Source organism: Novosphingobium kunmingense, assembly GCF_002813245.1.
Lineage (GTDB): Bacteria > Pseudomonadota > Alphaproteobacteria > Sphingomonadales > Sphingomonadaceae > Novosphingobium > Novosphingobium kunmingense.
Genome location: NZ_PHUF01000003.1, coordinates 141215 through 156622, shown reverse-complemented (window position 1 = coordinate 156622; position 15408 = coordinate 141215). Strand labels below are relative to the sequence as shown.

Here is a 15408-nt window from a genome sequence, read left to right as displayed (position 1 = left end):
GCAAACCATTGCAAAAATGTCACAATCATGTGGGAATATTGCCGTTATTCGCGGAACGGATTGCCACGGCCCCACTTTGGCATAGCCTCGTCGGGTGCACCGGGCGGCGGGGGGACCATTCGCCGCCGGAGCGCGAGGGAAACCATAAAAGACGGAGCATACCATGCGATCTTCCGCCATCCGGCGCGGACGCAGCGCCGCACTTGCAGCGACTGCCACCGCTACTGCCATCTCTTGCTTCCTTGCTACTCCGACCTACGCCCAGACATCCGATGACACCGCAAGCGACGAGCCTGCGATCGTCGTCATCGGCACCCGGCGGACCGATCGGTCCGTGACCGACAGCGCATCGCCGATCGACGTGATCGGCGCGACCGAGCTGGGCCAGCAGCCCACCGCCGACATGCTCGAAACGGTGCGCAACCTGGTGCCCTCGTTCTTCGTGGCGCAGAACACCATTTCCGACGCCTCGACATTCGTGCGTCCGCCCTCGCTCCGCGGCCTTGGTGCCGACCAGATCCTCGTCATGATCAACGGCAAGCGCTACAACCGCGCCGCGCTGGTCCAGGTCTATACCGGCGGCGATACGGCCCTGTCGTTCGGTTCGCAGGGTTCGGACATCTCGAACATCCCGTCGATTTCGGTCAAGAACCTGCAGATCCTGCGCGACGGCGCGACCGCCCAGTACGGGTCGGACGCCATCGGCGGCGTGATCAACTACCAGATCCGCGACGATGCGGGTTACGAAGTCCAGGCGCTGTGGGGCCAGAACTACGAAGGCGACGGCGATCGCAAGCAGGTTGCCGCCTATGCCGGGTTCAAGCTGGGCGACGCCGGCTTCTTCACCCTGTCGGGCGAATGGTACGAACAGGACGGCACCAGCCGGGGCGCGACCCGCCCGATCGCGGTCGCGCTGGCCCAGGCCAACCCCGGCGTCGTCAGTTCGATCCCGAACTATCCGGGACCGGCCCAGATCTGGGGCACCTCGCCGGGTGACGGCTGGAAGGCCTTCGCCAACGCCGGCTTCGACCTGACCGACGGCATCCAGCTTTACGGCACGTTCAACTATGCCGACACCGGCGCGAACCAGAGCTTCAACTACCGCTCGCCGATTTCCGCGCCGGCACCGCTCGTCACCAACACCGGAAGCGGTTTCACCAGCACCGCATCGCCGGGGCGCAACGGTTCGTTCAACCCGATCTACCTGACCCCGTGCCCGACGACCGGGGCGACCGGCTGTCCGACCGGCGGCTTCGTGCTCAATTCGAACACGTTCGGCTTCGCCTCGGTCTATCCGGGCGGCTTCACCCCGCGCTTCCAGGGCGATGTCGAACAGCTGTACGGAACGGTGGGCCTGAAGGGCAAGGCCGACAGCGGCTTCACCTGGGACCTCTCGGGCACGATGGCGAAGAACACGCTGTCGCTGTCGATGACCGATTCGCTCAGCGCCTCGTTCGGCCCGCAAAGCCAGACGGCCTTCTTCTTCGGCAACCTGATCCAGCGCGAACAGAACCTCAACCTCGACCTGACCTATCCGCTCGAAGTCGGCTTCGCCAGCCCGGTGACGCTGTCAGCCGGTGCCGAATGGCGGCGTGAGGAGTACGAGACCACCGTCGGCGATCTGCAGTCCTACGCAGCCGGCCCCTATGCCAGCCAGCCGCTGTATCAACTCGTTTCGCCGGGCGTGTACTCGGCGGTGCCGAACACGGCGGCGGCCTGTCCGCGCTACAACTCGTCGCTGCCGGCGACCGCGACCTGCACCGCCACGCAATCGCCCGCGGCCAGCGGCTATGGCGGGGTCAGCCCGCTCTTCGCCGGCAAGAACGCGCAGAAGAGCTACGGCGCCTACTTCGGTGCAGAAGCCGACCTGACCGATGCGCTCACCATGGGCGTCGCGGGGCGCTGGGAACACTACGACACTTTTGGCGACGCCTTCGTCTGGAAGGCGAACGCGCTGTTCAAGCTGACCGAGGCGGTGTCGGTTCGCGGCACGATCGGCACGGGCTTCCACGCGCCCTCGCCGGGTCAGAACAACACCCAGATCCTGACCACCAACTTCCGCAGCGGCAACCAGATCCAGACCGGCACCTATCCGGTGACCAGCGCGATCGCGCAGTACTATGGCGCGACCGCCCTGAAGCCCGAGAAGTCGAACAACTACGGTGCCGGGTTCGTGTTCAAGCCGATGAACGCCATGACCCTGACGATCGACGGGTACATCATCGACGTGAAGGACCGTATCGGGATCTCGCAGACCTATACGGTCTCCGCGGCCGACCTGATCGCGCAGCCGGCGCTGGCCTCGGTCGGCCAGGGCGGCGACGTCAACTACTTCACCAACGGCTTCAACACCTCGACCAAGGGCATCGATGCGGTCCTGACCTACCGCGCCGATATGGTCGGCGCCCAGACCAACTGGACGCTTGCCTACGCCTACAACGAAAGCAAGGTGACCTTCCGCCGCCTGTCGACCACCGGCACGCCGCTGATCAGCGACGCACAAGTGTTCAACGTCGCCAACCTGCCGCCGCGTCACCGCATCAACGCGTCGACCAACTGGCAGTTCGGCGATCTGCAGGTCAATGCCCGTGCGAACTACTACAGCTCGTGGGCCAACCAGCTGGAATACCCCGGCCAGCGCTTCGGCGACAAGGTCACGGCCGACCTCGACGTGAGCTACACCTTCATGGATCACTTCACCCTGACGGTGGGCGCCAACAACATCTTCGACGCCTATCCCGACCGGATCGCGCCGACGACGACCAACCCGATCTACCAGTTGACCAACAGCCTGGCGGACGGGCAGGTCTATCCCCGTTCGGGCGGTCCCTTCGGGCTCAACGGCGGGTTCTACTATGCGCGTATCCGCGTGAAGTACTGAGCCTTTCGGCCTGCCGAGGCCGGGCAAGGGGCGGGGAAGCTTCGGCTTCCCCGCCCCTTCCTTTTATGGCAGGCACCGCGGCAGACCTGAACGGGGGGACCAAGGCAATGAAGGCACTGCGCAACGGACTGAGCGCGCTCTTATCGCTGGCGCTCGTCACCGGTCCGCTGTCGGCCGCCGCGCCCCAGCCTGAAATCGCGAAGAACGGAATGATCGTTTCGGCGCACCGCCACGCGAACGCGGCGGGGCTCGACGTGCTGAAGCGCGGCGGCAACGCCGTCGATGCGGCGATCGCGGTCGCCTATGCGCTGGCCGTCACCTTCCCCGAGGCGGGAAACATCGGCGGCGGCGGCTTCATGACGGTGCGCATGGCCGACGGGCGCACCACCTTCATCGACTTCCGCGAGACCGCTCCCGCCGCCGCAACCCCGACCATGTTCCAGGATGCCAGGGGCAACCTGATCCCGGAAAAGAGCACGCGCGGCCATCTGTCGGTCGGCGTTCCGGGCACGGTGGCGGGCCTCGAACTGGCGCTGGCCAAGTTCGGCACCCGCCGGCGCGCCGAATTGATGGCGCCGGCCATCGCGCTCGCCAGCAAGGGTTTCGTCCTCGACGCGGGCGATGCCATGTTCCTTGCCGAGGGGGCGGTCGATTTCGCCAAGGATGCGCCAAGCGCGGCGATCTTCCTCAACAAGGGCCAGCCGTGGAAGGCGGGCGAGCGGCTGGTCCAGGCCGATCTTGGCCGGACCCTGTCGGCCATCGCCAGGGGCGGCAACGCCGCCTTCTACACTGGACCGCTGGCGTCGCGCATCGCCGCTGCGAACCGCGCCGGCGGCGGGGTGATGACCGCAGCGGACTTCGCCCGCTACAAGGCGGTCGAACGCAAGCCGATCGAATGCGACTACCGCGGCTACCACGTCATTTCCGCGCCGCCGCCCAGTTCCGGCGGGGTCGTGCTGTGCGAGACGCTGAACGTGCTCGAAGGGTATGACATTGCCGCGATGGGGTGGCATTCCTCGTCCGCCGTCCACGTCACAACCGAAGCGCTGCGCCGCGCCTACCGCGATCGCAACCTGAACCTGGGCGATCCGGATTTCGTACCGGTCGACACGAACCGCTTCACCAGCAAGGCCTATGCCCAGACCCTGCGCGCCGGCATCAGCATGGACAAGGCAACGCCCTCCGCCAGCCTGATGGCGCCGGGCGCGGGCAAGGAAGGGCAGTCGACCACGCACTTCTCGGTGGTCGACAAGGCCGGCAACGCCGTGTCGCTGACCTATACGCTGAACGACTGGTTCGGCGCGCGGGTTACCGCGGCCGGAACCGGCATCCTCCTCAACGACGAAATGGACGATTTCGCGGCCAAGCCCGGCCAGCCCAACATGTACGGTTTGATCGAGGGGCCGAACAACGCCGTTGCCCCGGGCAAGCGGCCCCTTTCGTCAATGACGCCGACCATCGTGACCAGGGACGGCAAGCTGTTCCTCGTGCTCGGCACGCCCGGCGGCAGCCATATCCCGACCGGCGTGCTGCAGGTCATGGTCAACGTGATCGACCACAAGATGGGCCTGACCGACGCGGTCAACGTGCCGCGCATCCACGCCCAGTGGATGCCCGACGTGCTCTACCACGAAAGGGACGCGCTGAGCGCCGACACCCGCGCCGCGCTGGCCGCCAAGGGACACAGGCTGGAGGAAATGCCCTATTGGAACCAGATCGCCGCCATCCTGGTCGGCGCGCCCGGGCTGGGGGCAAAGCCGATCGACAACGCGGCGCTCTATGGCGCGAACGATCCGCGCCTGCCGACCGGCGGAGCGCTGGGGTACTGATCGGATGCTGACCCACCGGCTCGCGACCGAGGCCGATCTGCCGGCCCTCAACACGCTGATGACCCGCGCGATCGAGCATCTGCAGGACGGTTTCCTGACCCCCGAGCAGGTCCGCGCCAGCCACAAGGTAATGGGGCTCGACACCCAGCTTGTGGCGGACCGCACCTATTTCCTGGTCGAGGAAGACGGCCGGCTGGCCGGCTGCGGCGGGTGGTCCTATCGCGCCACGCTCTATGGCGGCGACGATAGCGTGGTCGCGCGCGAGCCGGTGCGGCTCGACCCGGCAACCGACGCGGCCAAGGTGCGGGCGATGTACACCGATCCCGCCTTCGTGCGGCGCGGAATCGGGAAGCTGGTGCTCGATCTGTGCGAAGGGGCGGCGCGCGACGCCGGGTTCTCCCGCGTCGAGCTGATGGGAACCATGGCCGGCGTGCCGCTCTACACCGCGGCCGGATATGTCCCGGTCGAAGAGGTCCTGTCCGCCCCCATCGACGGGGTGCGCGTGCCGTTGCTGCGCATGGAAAAGCCGCTATAGGCGGCCCTTCCGAGAAGGGACACGTCATGCATTCCTACCCCGCCCCCGCACTCGCCCGTGTCGAGGAGATGACCTCTGCCGCCGCGCAGGATCCGGCACGCGCAGTCAGCTTTCAGGGCGCGCCCGGCTGCAACGGGCACCGCGCGGCGCTGGAATGGAATGCGGACTGCCTGCCGCTGCCCTGCTTCAGCTTCGAGGACGCGCTCGACGCCGTGCGCGACGGACGCGCCGGGCACGCGATCATCCCGATCGAGAATTCGCAGCACGGGCGCGTCGCCGACATCCATTTCCTGCTGCCGGAAAGCGGGCTGTTCATCGTCGGCGAGCACTTCATGCCGATCCACCACGCGCTGATGGCGCTGCCCAATCCTTCCGGGACCGACGGACCGTTCAAGGCGGCCTATTCGCACCCCCAGGCGCTGGGCCAGTCACGCAAGTTCCTGCGCGAACGGGGCATCGTCCCGATGGCCTATGCCGATACCGCGGGCGCTGCCGCCTATGTCGCCGAGATGGGCGATGCCGAAGCCGCCGCCATCGCGCCGCGCATCGCCGCCGATCTCTACGGCCTCAAGGTAATCGAGGACAATGTCGAGGACGCGGCCGACAACATGACGCGCTTCGTCGTCCTGGCGCGCAAGCCGCTTGACCGGTCGGCCATGGCCGGGGTGATGATGATGACCACCTTCGTGTTCGAGGTGAAGAACATCCCCGCCGCGCTCTACAAGGCGATGGGCGGCTTTGCGACGAACGGGGTCAACATGACCAAGCTGGAAAGCTACCAGAAGGGCGCCAGCTTTGCCGCGACGCGGTTTTTCGCCGATATCGTCGGCGCTCCTGGCGATCCGGCGGTCGACCGCGCGATCGAGGAACTGGCTTTCCACAGCAAGGAGTTGCGCATCCTTGGCACCTATCCGCAGGAGCGCGAGCGGGGTTAACCGCTCCCTGGACCCATCCCGGTCTTGCGGGGCGTAACAGCCCGTGCAATCACGCAATCCGTGTTGGTGACCGCCCCTGCCATTCCCGGTGCCGAGGCGGCTGGCCAGGCCGCGCAAGACTGGCAGGCGGTCCACGCCGACGTATCGATCCAGTACGCCCCGCTGCCGCCGGTCAAGGTGCCCGAACCCGCCGAACCGGAATGGCTCCTCTGGCTGGCGAAGCTTTTCGAGCCAATCGCGCGGGCGCTGGGCACGTCGTGGCCGGTGCTCAAGTGGGGCCTGCTCGCACTGGCGGCGGCGTTCGCGCTCTACGTGATGTGGCGCTTGACCGAGCCCCTGCGCGAACGCCTTTCGCCAATCCGGGCGCCTTCGTCCGATAGCGCCTGGACGCCCGACCGCGCCACGGCGCTGGCCCTGCTCGAGGACGCCGACAACCTTGCCGCCGAAGGCCGGTTCGACGAAGCCACGCACCTCCTCCTGCGGCGCAGCGTCAGCGAGATCGCGCGTGTGCGCCCTGACTGGGTCCATCCCGCCACCACCGCGCGCGAGATCGCCGCCTTGCCGGCGCTGCCCGCCGCAGCGAGGCAGGCCTTTGGCGTGATCGCCGGACGGGTGGAGCGCAGCCTGTTTGCCCTGACGGCTCTGGACCGGGCGGACTGGCAGGCGGCGCGCGCCGCCTATGCCGACTTTGCCCTTGCCAGCCTGCCGCGTGAGGCCCCGGCATGAGCGAGGACGCGCGCACCGCCGCACCGTTTTCCCCGCGCGCCGCGTTGGCAGTGGTCACGGGCGGCATCGTGCTGTTCTTCCTTGTGCTGTGGCTGATCGGTTCGGGCATGGGCGAGCGCAAGACAAACAACGGCGGTGCCCACGCCGGATCCAAAGGCCTGACCGGCTATGCCGCCTTTGCCGGCTATCTCGCGCAGCGCGGCTTCACGGTAACCACGGTCAGGTCGGCGGCCGCGTTGCGCCAGCCCGGCGCCCTGGTGCTGACGCCGCCGGCCGGAGCTGATCCGAAGGACCTCGAACGCGTGGTGTTGCGGCGCCGGTCGTTCGGTCCGACGCTGATCGTCGTGCCCAAATGGAACGCCATGCCGCCGCCAGTCAACCGGCCCGACGCCAAGACTGGCTGGGTGATGATCCTGGGCGCGGGCCAGCCCCACTGGCCCGGCTTCTACGACGACATCTACCTGGCGCTCGACCGGCAGAGACCACGCCAGGCGCGGCCGCGCTGGAGCGGCGCGGGGCTTGACGGCACCTTGCCCGACGGCAGCGCCGTCGCCTCGGGCCGGGGCGACCGGTTGATCCCGCTGGTCGCCACCCAGGGCGACGCGCGCGTGCTCGCCGCCTATGTCGCCGACGGCGGCGACTATCCCGGCCTCAGGGCGTTGGCGCTTGCCGACGAGCCGCCGGTGGACGAGGACGAGGCCCACGGCGATTACCCGGTGATCTTCGTCTTCGAACCCGATCTCATCGACAACTATGGCCTGTCGCGGGCGGAGAACGCGCTCCTCGGCGAACGCATCGTAGCCGCCGCGCTCGAAGGCGGTGAGCGCCGGGTGGCCTTCGACTTGACCTTCAACGGCTTTGCCCGGTCGCGCAACCTGCTGACCCTGGCCTTCGAGCCGCCGTTCCTGGCCGCCACGCTGTGCCTGATGCTGGCCGCGCTGGTGCTGGGCTGGCGCGCCTTCAACCGCTTCGGCCCGGCGCTGCTGACCGGGCGCGCGCTGGCTTTCGGCAAGACCGCGCTTGTCGCCAACGCGGCGGGCCTGATCCGACGCACCCGCCGCTTGCACCTCATCGGCGGCCCTTATGCCGATGCCGCGCAGGGGCGGCTGTCCCGCGCGCTGGCTCTGCCGGCACGGCTTGGCGGTGCAGAGACCGAAGCCGCGATCGACCGCGCATTGGCGGCGCGCAAGGTCGATGGCCCCGCCTTTTCCGTTACCGCTGCAGCGCTGCGCAGAGCCCGCCGCCCGACCGACCTGCTGCGCGCCGCGCGCACCCTGCATCGTCTTGAAAGGACCCTGACGAAATGAGCGAACCCGCCATGACCCTCGATGAGGTCGGAACCCTTGCCGAGGCGATCCGCGCCGAAGTTGGCAAGGCCGTGGTTGGCCAGGGCGAGGTGATCGACGCCCTGATCGTGGCCCTGTTCGCGCAGGGCCACGTCCTGCTCGAAGGCCCGCCGGGAACAGCCAAGACCTTCCTGGCGCAATGCTTCGCGACCGCCCTCGGCCTTGATTTCGGACGCATCCAGTTCACCCCCGACCTGATGCCCGGCGACATCCTGGGATCGAACCTGTTCAACTTCCAGACCAGCCAGTTCACGCTGACGCGCGGGCCGATCTTCTGCGAGCTGCTGCTTGCCGACGAAATCAACCGCACCCCGCCCAAGACTCAGGCTGCACTGCTCGAGGCCATGCAGGAACGCCGAGTCACGCTGGACGGCACAGCCCATCCGCTACCCGCCAACTTCCTCGTCGTGGCGACGCAGAACCCGATCGAGAGTCAGGGCGTCTATCCCCTGCCCGAAGCGCAGCTTGACCGGTTTCTGTTCAAGGTTCTGGTGCCCTATCCGAGCCCTGAGGAGGAAGCGCGCATTGTCACCCGGTTCGGCCAGCGCGCCGGGCCGCAGCGCCCCGCCGACCTTGGCCTTGCGGCCGTGGCCGACGCCGGCTCGATCGCGGCGGCGGCGCATGCCGTGAAGACCGTGACCCTGTCCGATACGGTGACCGACTATGTCGTCCGGCTGGTCCGCGCCACGCGCGACAGCGCCGACCTTGGATCGGGCGCCAGCCCACGGGCCGCCGTGCTGCTGGCCAACGCCGCGCGGGCGCGCGCCGCGCTCGATGGTCGCGATTTCGTGCTGCCCGACGACGTCAAGGCGCTGGCCGCCCCGGTGCTGCGCCACCGCCTGTTGCTGTCTCCTGCCGCCGAGATCGAAGGCAAGCAGATCGAGACGCTTGTCGCCGACCTCGTCGCCGCGACCGAAGCGCCGCGCTGACCGTCCGTTGTCGTCCGCAGCCGCCCCCTTGCGCGCCCGCGTGGTCCCGACGGCCCGGGCCGCCGCGCTGATCGTGGCGGCGGCGCCGCTCGCGGTGCTGATCGCGGCGCTGGCGCCGGGGGCCTGGGTCGTCGCGCCGCTGATCGGCGTGGCCGTGCTGGTGCTGATCCTGGCCGACGCCGGGCTGGCCGGACGCGTGACGGAACTCGGCCTTGCCGCTCCCCCTGAGGTCGAAGTGGGGCACGGCGAACACCTGCGCGTCCACGCGCGTTTCGCCGCCGGTCGACGCAGCAGCGTCCGTGCCGCCGTGTCGAGCGATGCGCGCCTGCTTCCCGCCGGGCGGGCCGAATGTGAACTGTCCGAAGCAAGCGAGCGCCATTGGCAAGGCAGCATCGATTTCGTGCCCAGCCGCCGCGGAACCGGTCATCTCGGCCATGTCTGGCTGCGCTGGGCCGGGCCGCTGGGCCTCGGCGCGCGGCAGGCGGCGCGCGAACTGGGCCAATCCGTCCGCGTGCGGCCCAATCTGGCGCTGGCGCGTTCGCCCACGCTTCAGGCCCATCTTCGCGACGCGCAGTTCGGCCTCATCGCGCGGCGCATCCGCGGCGAAGGCACGATGTTCGAAGCCTTGGCCGAATACCAGCCGGGCATGGACCGCCGCCGCATCGACTGGAAGGCCAGCGCCCGCCACGCCCATCTCTATGCCAAGGAGATGGAGGCCGAACGCAACAACCAGATCGTCTTCGCCTTCGATTGCGGACAGGCGATGTGTGAACCGGTGGGCGGGCCAGCGGGCAGCAAGGACGCCGGAATCGCGCGGATCGACCGCGCCGTCTCCGCCGCGCTTGCCGCCGCCTACGTTGCGCTGAAGGGCGGGGACCGCGTCGCCCTGTTCGGCTTCGCCGCCCGGCCCGAGGTCTTCTCACCCTTCGTGGCCGACGCGCGCGACTTTCCCCGCCTGCAGAGCGCGGCGGCCCAGCTCGACTACCACGCGCAGGAACCCAACTTCACCCTGGCGCTGGCCACGCTGGCCGGGCGCCTCCAGCGCCGCAGCCTGATCGTGGTCTTCTCCGATTTCACCGATCCGACCAGCGCGCAGCTGATGATCGAATCGATCGGACGGCTGACCCGCCGCCACATGGTGCTGTTCGTCACCATGGCCGATACCGAACTGAACGATCTCGCGACCCGTGCCCCGGACGACCTGCAGGTACTGGCCATAGCGACCACCGCCGATGCCCTGCTGAACCAGCGTGCGCTGGTGCTGTCACGGCTGCGGCAGTTGGGTGTCGACGTGATCGAGGCGCCGCACGACCAGATCGGGATGCGGCTGATCGACGCCTATCTGGCGATCAAGCGCAAGGGAGCGATCGGATGAGGAGGGGCGGCTGATGGCGCTGTTCGGTCTGTTCGGCGGCAAGGGCGCCGTGCAGGACGCCGCGGTCGAGGCCGCGGCGCTGCGCTCCGACCGCTTCCGCCTGGATCGCGAGGCCGACTGGAAGCGCCTCGACGCGATCGTCACGCGGCTGGAAAAGGGGCGTGCCCGCAGCCTGTCCGACGCCGACGTGCTGGTGCTCCCCGCGCTGTACCGAACCGTCGCCTCGAGCCTGTCGGTGGCGCGCGAGACATCGCTCGACGCGGCGACGCTCGCCTATCTGGAATCGCTCGTGCAGCGCGCCTGGTTCCAGGTCTACGGCCCGCGGGTAACGCTGTGGGGCTGGCTCGCCCGGTTCTTTGGCGGGGAATGGAGCCGCGCGGTCCGCGCCCTGGCGCCCGAATTGCTGGCGGCCCTGGCGCTGATGGTGGCGGGCACCGTGGTCGGCTGGCTGCTCGTCGCGGCTGACCAGGATTGGTACTTCAGCCTGGTTCCGGGCAATTTCCTCGACGTGCGCGTCCCCGGGGCGAGCCGCGAGGTGCTGCAACGGACGCTGTTCGACGGGGCCCAGCAGGATGGCCTGTCGGTCTTTGCCGCCTACCTGTTCAGCAACAATGCCAGCGTCGCGATCCTGTGCTTTGCGCTTGGCTTTGCCTTCGGGGTGCCGCCGCTGCTGCTGCTGATCCAGAACACCGCGACGCTCGGCGCCATGCTGTGGCTGTTTGCAGGGCAGGGCCTCTTGGCCGATTTCGGCGGCTGGCTGGCGATTCATGGCACGACCGAACTGTTCGCGATCCTGCTGGCGGGGGCGGCCGGGCTGCACGTCGGCCGGTCGATGGCCTTCCCCGGGCAGCGATCGCTGCTGGAAGCCGCGGCTGAGGCGGGCCAGCGCGCCGCGGTGGTCATGGCGGGGGTGGTGCTGATGCTGATCTGTGCCGGGCTGCTCGAAGGGGTCGGCCGCCAGACCATCGAAGTCACCTGGCAGCGCTACGCCCTTGGCGGGACGATGCTGGCCTTCTGGCTTGCCTACTTCTTTGCCTTCGGCCGCAACCGCCTGCCGGACCACCGGCCGTGAACGGCATCGCGACCCATGCGGCGAATGGCCGAAGCCGCCGCCTCGTCACGCCCGAAGGCTTGGCCCTGCCGATCATCATCGCCAGCCGCGCCACCCGCTTCGGCGCGCTGGTCATCGACCTCGTGATCATGACGCTGGGCATCCTGGTCGTGTCGGGCACGCTGCTCATGCTCGGCATCCAGCTGTTCGGCGGCAAGGGCGGCGGCGGGGGGCGGCAACTGGGCGAGGTGGTGGCGATCGCCTGGCTGATCGCGGTATGGCTGACCCGCTATGCGTATTTCCTGTTCTTCGAACTGGGGCCGCGAGGCGCGACCCCGGGCAAGCGTCTGACCGGAATCCGTATTGCCGCGCGGAGCGGCGGGCGGCTGACCGCGGAAATGGTGCTGGCGCGCAATCTTCTGCGCGACATCGAGATTTTCCTGCCGCTGCAGTTGATGATCGGGACCATCGGCGACGACGGCACCGACATTACCGGCATGGCGGCGGGTGCCTGGTTCCTGCTGTTCGCGCTGTTCCCGCTGTTCAACCGCGATCGTCTGCGCGCCGGAGACCTGATTGCCGGGACCTGGGTGGTAGAAGCCCCGCGCCACCGGCTCGAGGCCCTGCTGTCGGCCAGCCTGACCGCTCGCCTCGGCGCCAGCGCCGCAACAGGCGCGCAGTACCGGTTCAGCGAGGCCGACCTTGCCATCTATGGCGAGTTCGAATTGCAGACGCTCGAACGGGTCCTGCGCGAGGACCGGCCCGAGGCGCTGGCCGCGGTGCAGGACGCCATCTGCCGCAAGCTGGGCTGGAATCCCGGCGCGGGCGACGAGCGTGCCTTTCTCGAAGCCTATTACACCCAGCTTCGGGCGCGGCTCGAAACGGGGATGCGCATGGGTCGGCGCAAGGCCGACAAGAACGCGGGGACGGCCTGAACCGCCCCCGCGCCGGCTCTACCCCGTTACTTCTTCCAGACGAGCGCCCGCAGCAACTGCGAGCCCATCACCTTGCGGTATTCGGCCCGCTTGCCCGATGCGGCCTGCATCTGCGCGGTGGTCGACTGCATGTGCGCGAAATAGGCTTCGTCGCGCTTCCTCGCCTCTTCCTTGTCGGCAAAGCGCGGGAAGCGGGTAACCAGGTAATAGTCCGGCTCGCCCGGACGCTTGTTGACGTTGACAAGGATTTCGTAGCTGCTGATCCAGCCCTGGGCCTTGGCATAATCCTGACCCTTGCGGTACTGGCCCGCCATGTGGGTCATGTATTCGAGATCGTGCCCGTCATCGACCGAGATCATCGATACGGTAACGTAGTCGCCTTCCTCGTTGGGCCAGGGATCGTCGGCCAGGACAGGCGTCGAATAGGCAAGACAGATCGACGCGGCCAGAACGGCCGCCTTGCGCATTGTCAGCATTGGGTTCTCCTCCTGTTTGCACGGTAGAGCCGGCTGATCCGGCCATGCGTGCGCCTTGCGCGGGAGACGGGCGACCCGGAAAATCCTGAACTTTCCGGCTGCAAGGATGGCGAAAGCTAGCCCTGTCGCGCGGGGAGTCAAGTGCCATGGTTAACGCCTTGCAACCGGTCTGATGGCGTTGCACAGACAGCGCCCATGAACGGCCGCTACACCATTATCGAGGACGACCTGAGCGGGGCGGACATTGCGGCGCTGCTGCGTCTGCACCTTGACGAAATGCACCAGTGGTCGCCGCCGGAAAGCGTCCATGCCATGCCGATCGAACGGCTGCGGCAACCGGACGTGACGTTCTTTTCCGCGTGGGACGGCGATCGCCTCGCCGCCTGCGGAGCGATCAGGCACCTGACGGACGATCACGGCGAACTGAAATCGATGCGCACCCATCCCGACTACCGCGGCAAGGGTGCGGGGCGCGCCATTCTGGACCATCTGATGTGCGAGGCACGCCGCCGCGGGTACACCCGGGTCAGCCTGGAGACCGGGCGGCCCGAAGCCTTCCTTCCGGCGCGACGCCTCTATGAAAGCGAGGGCTTCGCCGAATGCCCACCGTTTGGCGACTACACGTCGGATCCCTTCTCCATCTGCATGACGAGGCTGCTGTGACCCAAGTGACCCTGCGCGCGATGACCACGGCCGACATTCCCGCCTTGTCGCGTCTGGCGGGCGATGCCTTCGTCGCCAAGTTCGGCCACCTCTATTCCCGCAAGGACCTCGACGCCTTCCTCGACGAGGTCCTGTCCGAACGGGCCATCGCCGCCGACTTCGCCGATCCGGCGCAGGTCTACCAGCTCGCCGAAGGCGGGGGCGCGCTACTCGGCTTCGTCAAGATCGGCCTCAAGCCCTGCCGCGCCGATTTCGCGCGCGGGGCGAACGTGATGGAACTCAAACAGCTCTACGCCGCAGCCGGCGCCACCGGGCAGGGCATCGGCGGCAAGCTGATGGACTGGGCGATGGACCAGTTCCGCGCCCGCGGCGCGGACGAGGTGCAGCTGTCGGTCTATGCCGAAAACTTCGGCGGGCACCGCTTCTACGAACGTTACGGCTTTGCCAAGGTCGCCGACATCACCTTCCGCGTGGGCGATCACATCGATCCCGAGTTTCTCTTCGCGCGGATGCTTGCCTGACAACTGCCCCGACGGGCAGGGTTTCCCCGCGCGCCGCTCTGCCCTATAGGCGGCGCCATGTCTTCGGTTCGACCCTGGCGGGATATCAGCCGGCGCCAATCGCGCCAGATCATGGTGGGCAAGGTGCCCGTTGGCGGCGATGCGCCGATCACGGTCCAGACCATGACCAACACCCTGACGAGCGACGCCGCGGCGACCATCGCGCAGATCAGGCGCTGCGAGGATGCCGGTGCCGACATCATCCGCGTATCGTGCCCCGACGTGGACAGCACTGCCGCGCTGAAGGAAATCGTCCGCGCGGCGAGCGTGCCGATCGTCGCCGACATTCACTTCCACTACAAGCGCGCGCTCGAGGCCGCCGACGCGGGCGCGGCCTGCCTGCGGATCAACCCGGGCAACATCGGGTCGAGCGAGCGCGTGGGCGAAGTGGTTCGCGCGGCCAAGGCCAACGGCTGCGCGATCCGCATCGGCGTCAATGCCGGCAGCCTGGAAAAGGACCTCCTCGAAAAGTACGGCGAACCCTGCCCCGAAGCGCTGGTCGAATCCGCGCTGGACCATATCAAGCTGCTGCAGGACCACGATTTTCACGAATACAAGGTCGCGGTGAAGGCCAGCGACGTATTCCTCGCGGTGGCCGCCTACATGGGGCTGGCCGAAGCGGTCGACTGCCCGCTGCACCTCGGCATAACCGAGGCGGGCGGCCTGATCGGCGGCACGGTCAAGTCGAGCATCGGGATCGGCAACCTCCTGTGGGCGGGGATCGGCGACACGATCCGCGTCTCGCTTTCGGCCGAACCGGAAGAGGAAGTGCGGGTCGGCTACGAGATCCTCAAGAGCCTTGGCCTGCGCACCCGCGGCGTGCGCGTTGTGTCCTGCCCGAGCTGCGCACGGCAGGGTTTCGACGTGATCCGCACCGTCGAGCGCCTCGAAGACGCGCTGCAGCACATCAAGACGCCGATGAGCCTGTCGGTGCTGGGCTGCGTCGTCAACGGCCCGGGCGAGGCGCGCGAGACCGACATCGGCATTACTGGCGGCGGCCAGGGCAAGCACATGGTCTACCTCTCGGGAGTGACCGACCACCATGTCCAGGACGCCGACATGATCGACCACATCGTTCGCCTGGTCGAAGCCAAGGCCGCCGAGATCGAGGCCGGCACCGCCGTCAGCATGGACGTGACCCACGGCAAGGCGGCGTGAAGGCCGCGT

14 protein-coding genes are annotated in these 15408 nt (G+C 68.1%); 13 read left to right on the top strand and 1 reads right to left on the bottom strand.

Features of this window, described 5'->3' with window-relative positions; all coding sequences use genetic code 11:
• Positions 1-163 precede the first annotated feature (163 nt).
• From B0I00_RS06880 to B0I00_RS06835, 10 genes are all read left to right on the top strand, one after another.
• Positions 164-2881 (top strand): TonB-dependent receptor plug domain-containing protein, encoded by a 2718-nt coding sequence (locus B0I00_RS06880; RefSeq protein WP_100866660.1) that lies wholly within the window; start codon positions 164-166, stop codon positions 2879-2881.
• 107 nt (positions 2882-2988) lie between these two features.
• Entirely contained in the window at positions 2989-4710 is a 1722-nt protein-coding gene (gene ggt / locus B0I00_RS06875) for a gamma-glutamyltransferase (RefSeq protein ID WP_100867133.1), read from the top strand.
• Positions 4711-4714: 4 nt separating this feature from the next.
• Positions 4715-5245 carry a GNAT family N-acetyltransferase gene (locus B0I00_RS06870; protein WP_100867132.1) on the top strand — a complete coding sequence of 177 codons (531 nt, stop codon included), beginning with the start codon at positions 4715-4717 and terminating at the stop codon, positions 5243-5245.
• A 26-nt stretch (positions 5246-5271) separates the two neighbouring features.
• A complete protein-coding gene (locus tag B0I00_RS06865; protein WP_100866659.1) occupies positions 5272-6180 on the top strand; it encodes a prephenate dehydratase in 909 nt (302 codons plus the stop codon).
• Positions 6181-6240: 60 nt separating this feature from the next.
• Positions 6241-6906, top strand: a complete 666-nt coding sequence (locus tag B0I00_RS06860) for a hypothetical protein (protein ID WP_100866658.1) — start codon at positions 6241-6243, stop codon at positions 6904-6906.
• Entirely contained in the window at positions 6903-8213 is a 1311-nt protein-coding gene (locus tag B0I00_RS06855; protein WP_100866657.1) for a hypothetical protein, read from the top strand. The genes B0I00_RS06860 and B0I00_RS06855 overlap by 4 nt, the downstream gene beginning before the upstream one ends.
• A gap of 11 nt (positions 8214-8224) precedes the next feature.
• Entirely contained in the window at positions 8225-9181 is a 957-nt protein-coding gene (locus B0I00_RS06850; RefSeq protein ID WP_198519193.1) for an AAA family ATPase, read from the top strand.
• Between the two features lie 40 nt (positions 9182-9221).
• On the top strand, positions 9222-10556 hold the full coding sequence (locus B0I00_RS06845; RefSeq protein ID WP_232730154.1) for a DUF58 domain-containing protein: 1335 nt from the start codon (positions 9222-9224) through the stop codon (positions 10554-10556).
• Positions 10557-10569: 13 nt separating this feature from the next.
• Complete coding sequence (locus B0I00_RS06840; RefSeq protein ID WP_100866654.1) at positions 10570-11628, top strand: stage II sporulation protein M; 1059 nt, start codon at positions 10570-10572, stop codon at positions 11626-11628.
• Positions 11625-12542: an RDD family protein gene (locus B0I00_RS06835; protein WP_100866653.1), complete on the top strand. Its 918-nt coding sequence runs from the start codon at positions 11625-11627 to the stop codon at positions 12540-12542. Before B0I00_RS06840 ends, B0I00_RS06835 begins: the two co-directional genes overlap by 4 nt.
• A gap of 26 nt (positions 12543-12568) precedes the next feature.
• Here the strand turns inward: B0I00_RS06835 and B0I00_RS06830 are convergent, their stop codons facing one another.
• The gene (locus B0I00_RS06830; RefSeq protein ID WP_232730153.1) at positions 12569-13018 is read right to left on the bottom strand and encodes a hypothetical protein; all 450 of its coding nucleotides are present in this window, start codon (positions 13016-13018) and stop codon (positions 12569-12571) included.
• Positions 13019-13213: 195 nt separating this feature from the next.
• Between B0I00_RS06830 and B0I00_RS06825 the strand changes: the two genes are divergently transcribed.
• The 3 genes from B0I00_RS06825 to ispG are packed head-to-tail and all read left to right on the top strand — an operon-like array spanning position 13214 to position 15399.
• Positions 13214-13681, top strand: a complete 468-nt coding sequence (locus tag B0I00_RS06825; RefSeq protein WP_100866652.1) for a GNAT family N-acetyltransferase — start codon at positions 13214-13216, stop codon at positions 13679-13681.
• Entirely contained in the window at positions 13678-14202 is a 525-nt protein-coding gene (locus B0I00_RS06820) for a GNAT family N-acetyltransferase (RefSeq protein ID WP_332870769.1), read from the top strand. The genes B0I00_RS06825 and B0I00_RS06820 overlap by 4 nt, the downstream gene beginning before the upstream one ends.
• 57 nt (positions 14203-14259) lie before the next feature.
• A complete protein-coding gene (gene ispG / locus B0I00_RS06815) occupies positions 14260-15399 on the top strand; it encodes a flavodoxin-dependent (E)-4-hydroxy-3-methylbut-2-enyl-diphosphate synthase (protein ID WP_100866651.1) in 1140 nt (379 codons plus the stop codon).
• Positions 15400-15408 lie beyond the last annotated feature (9 nt).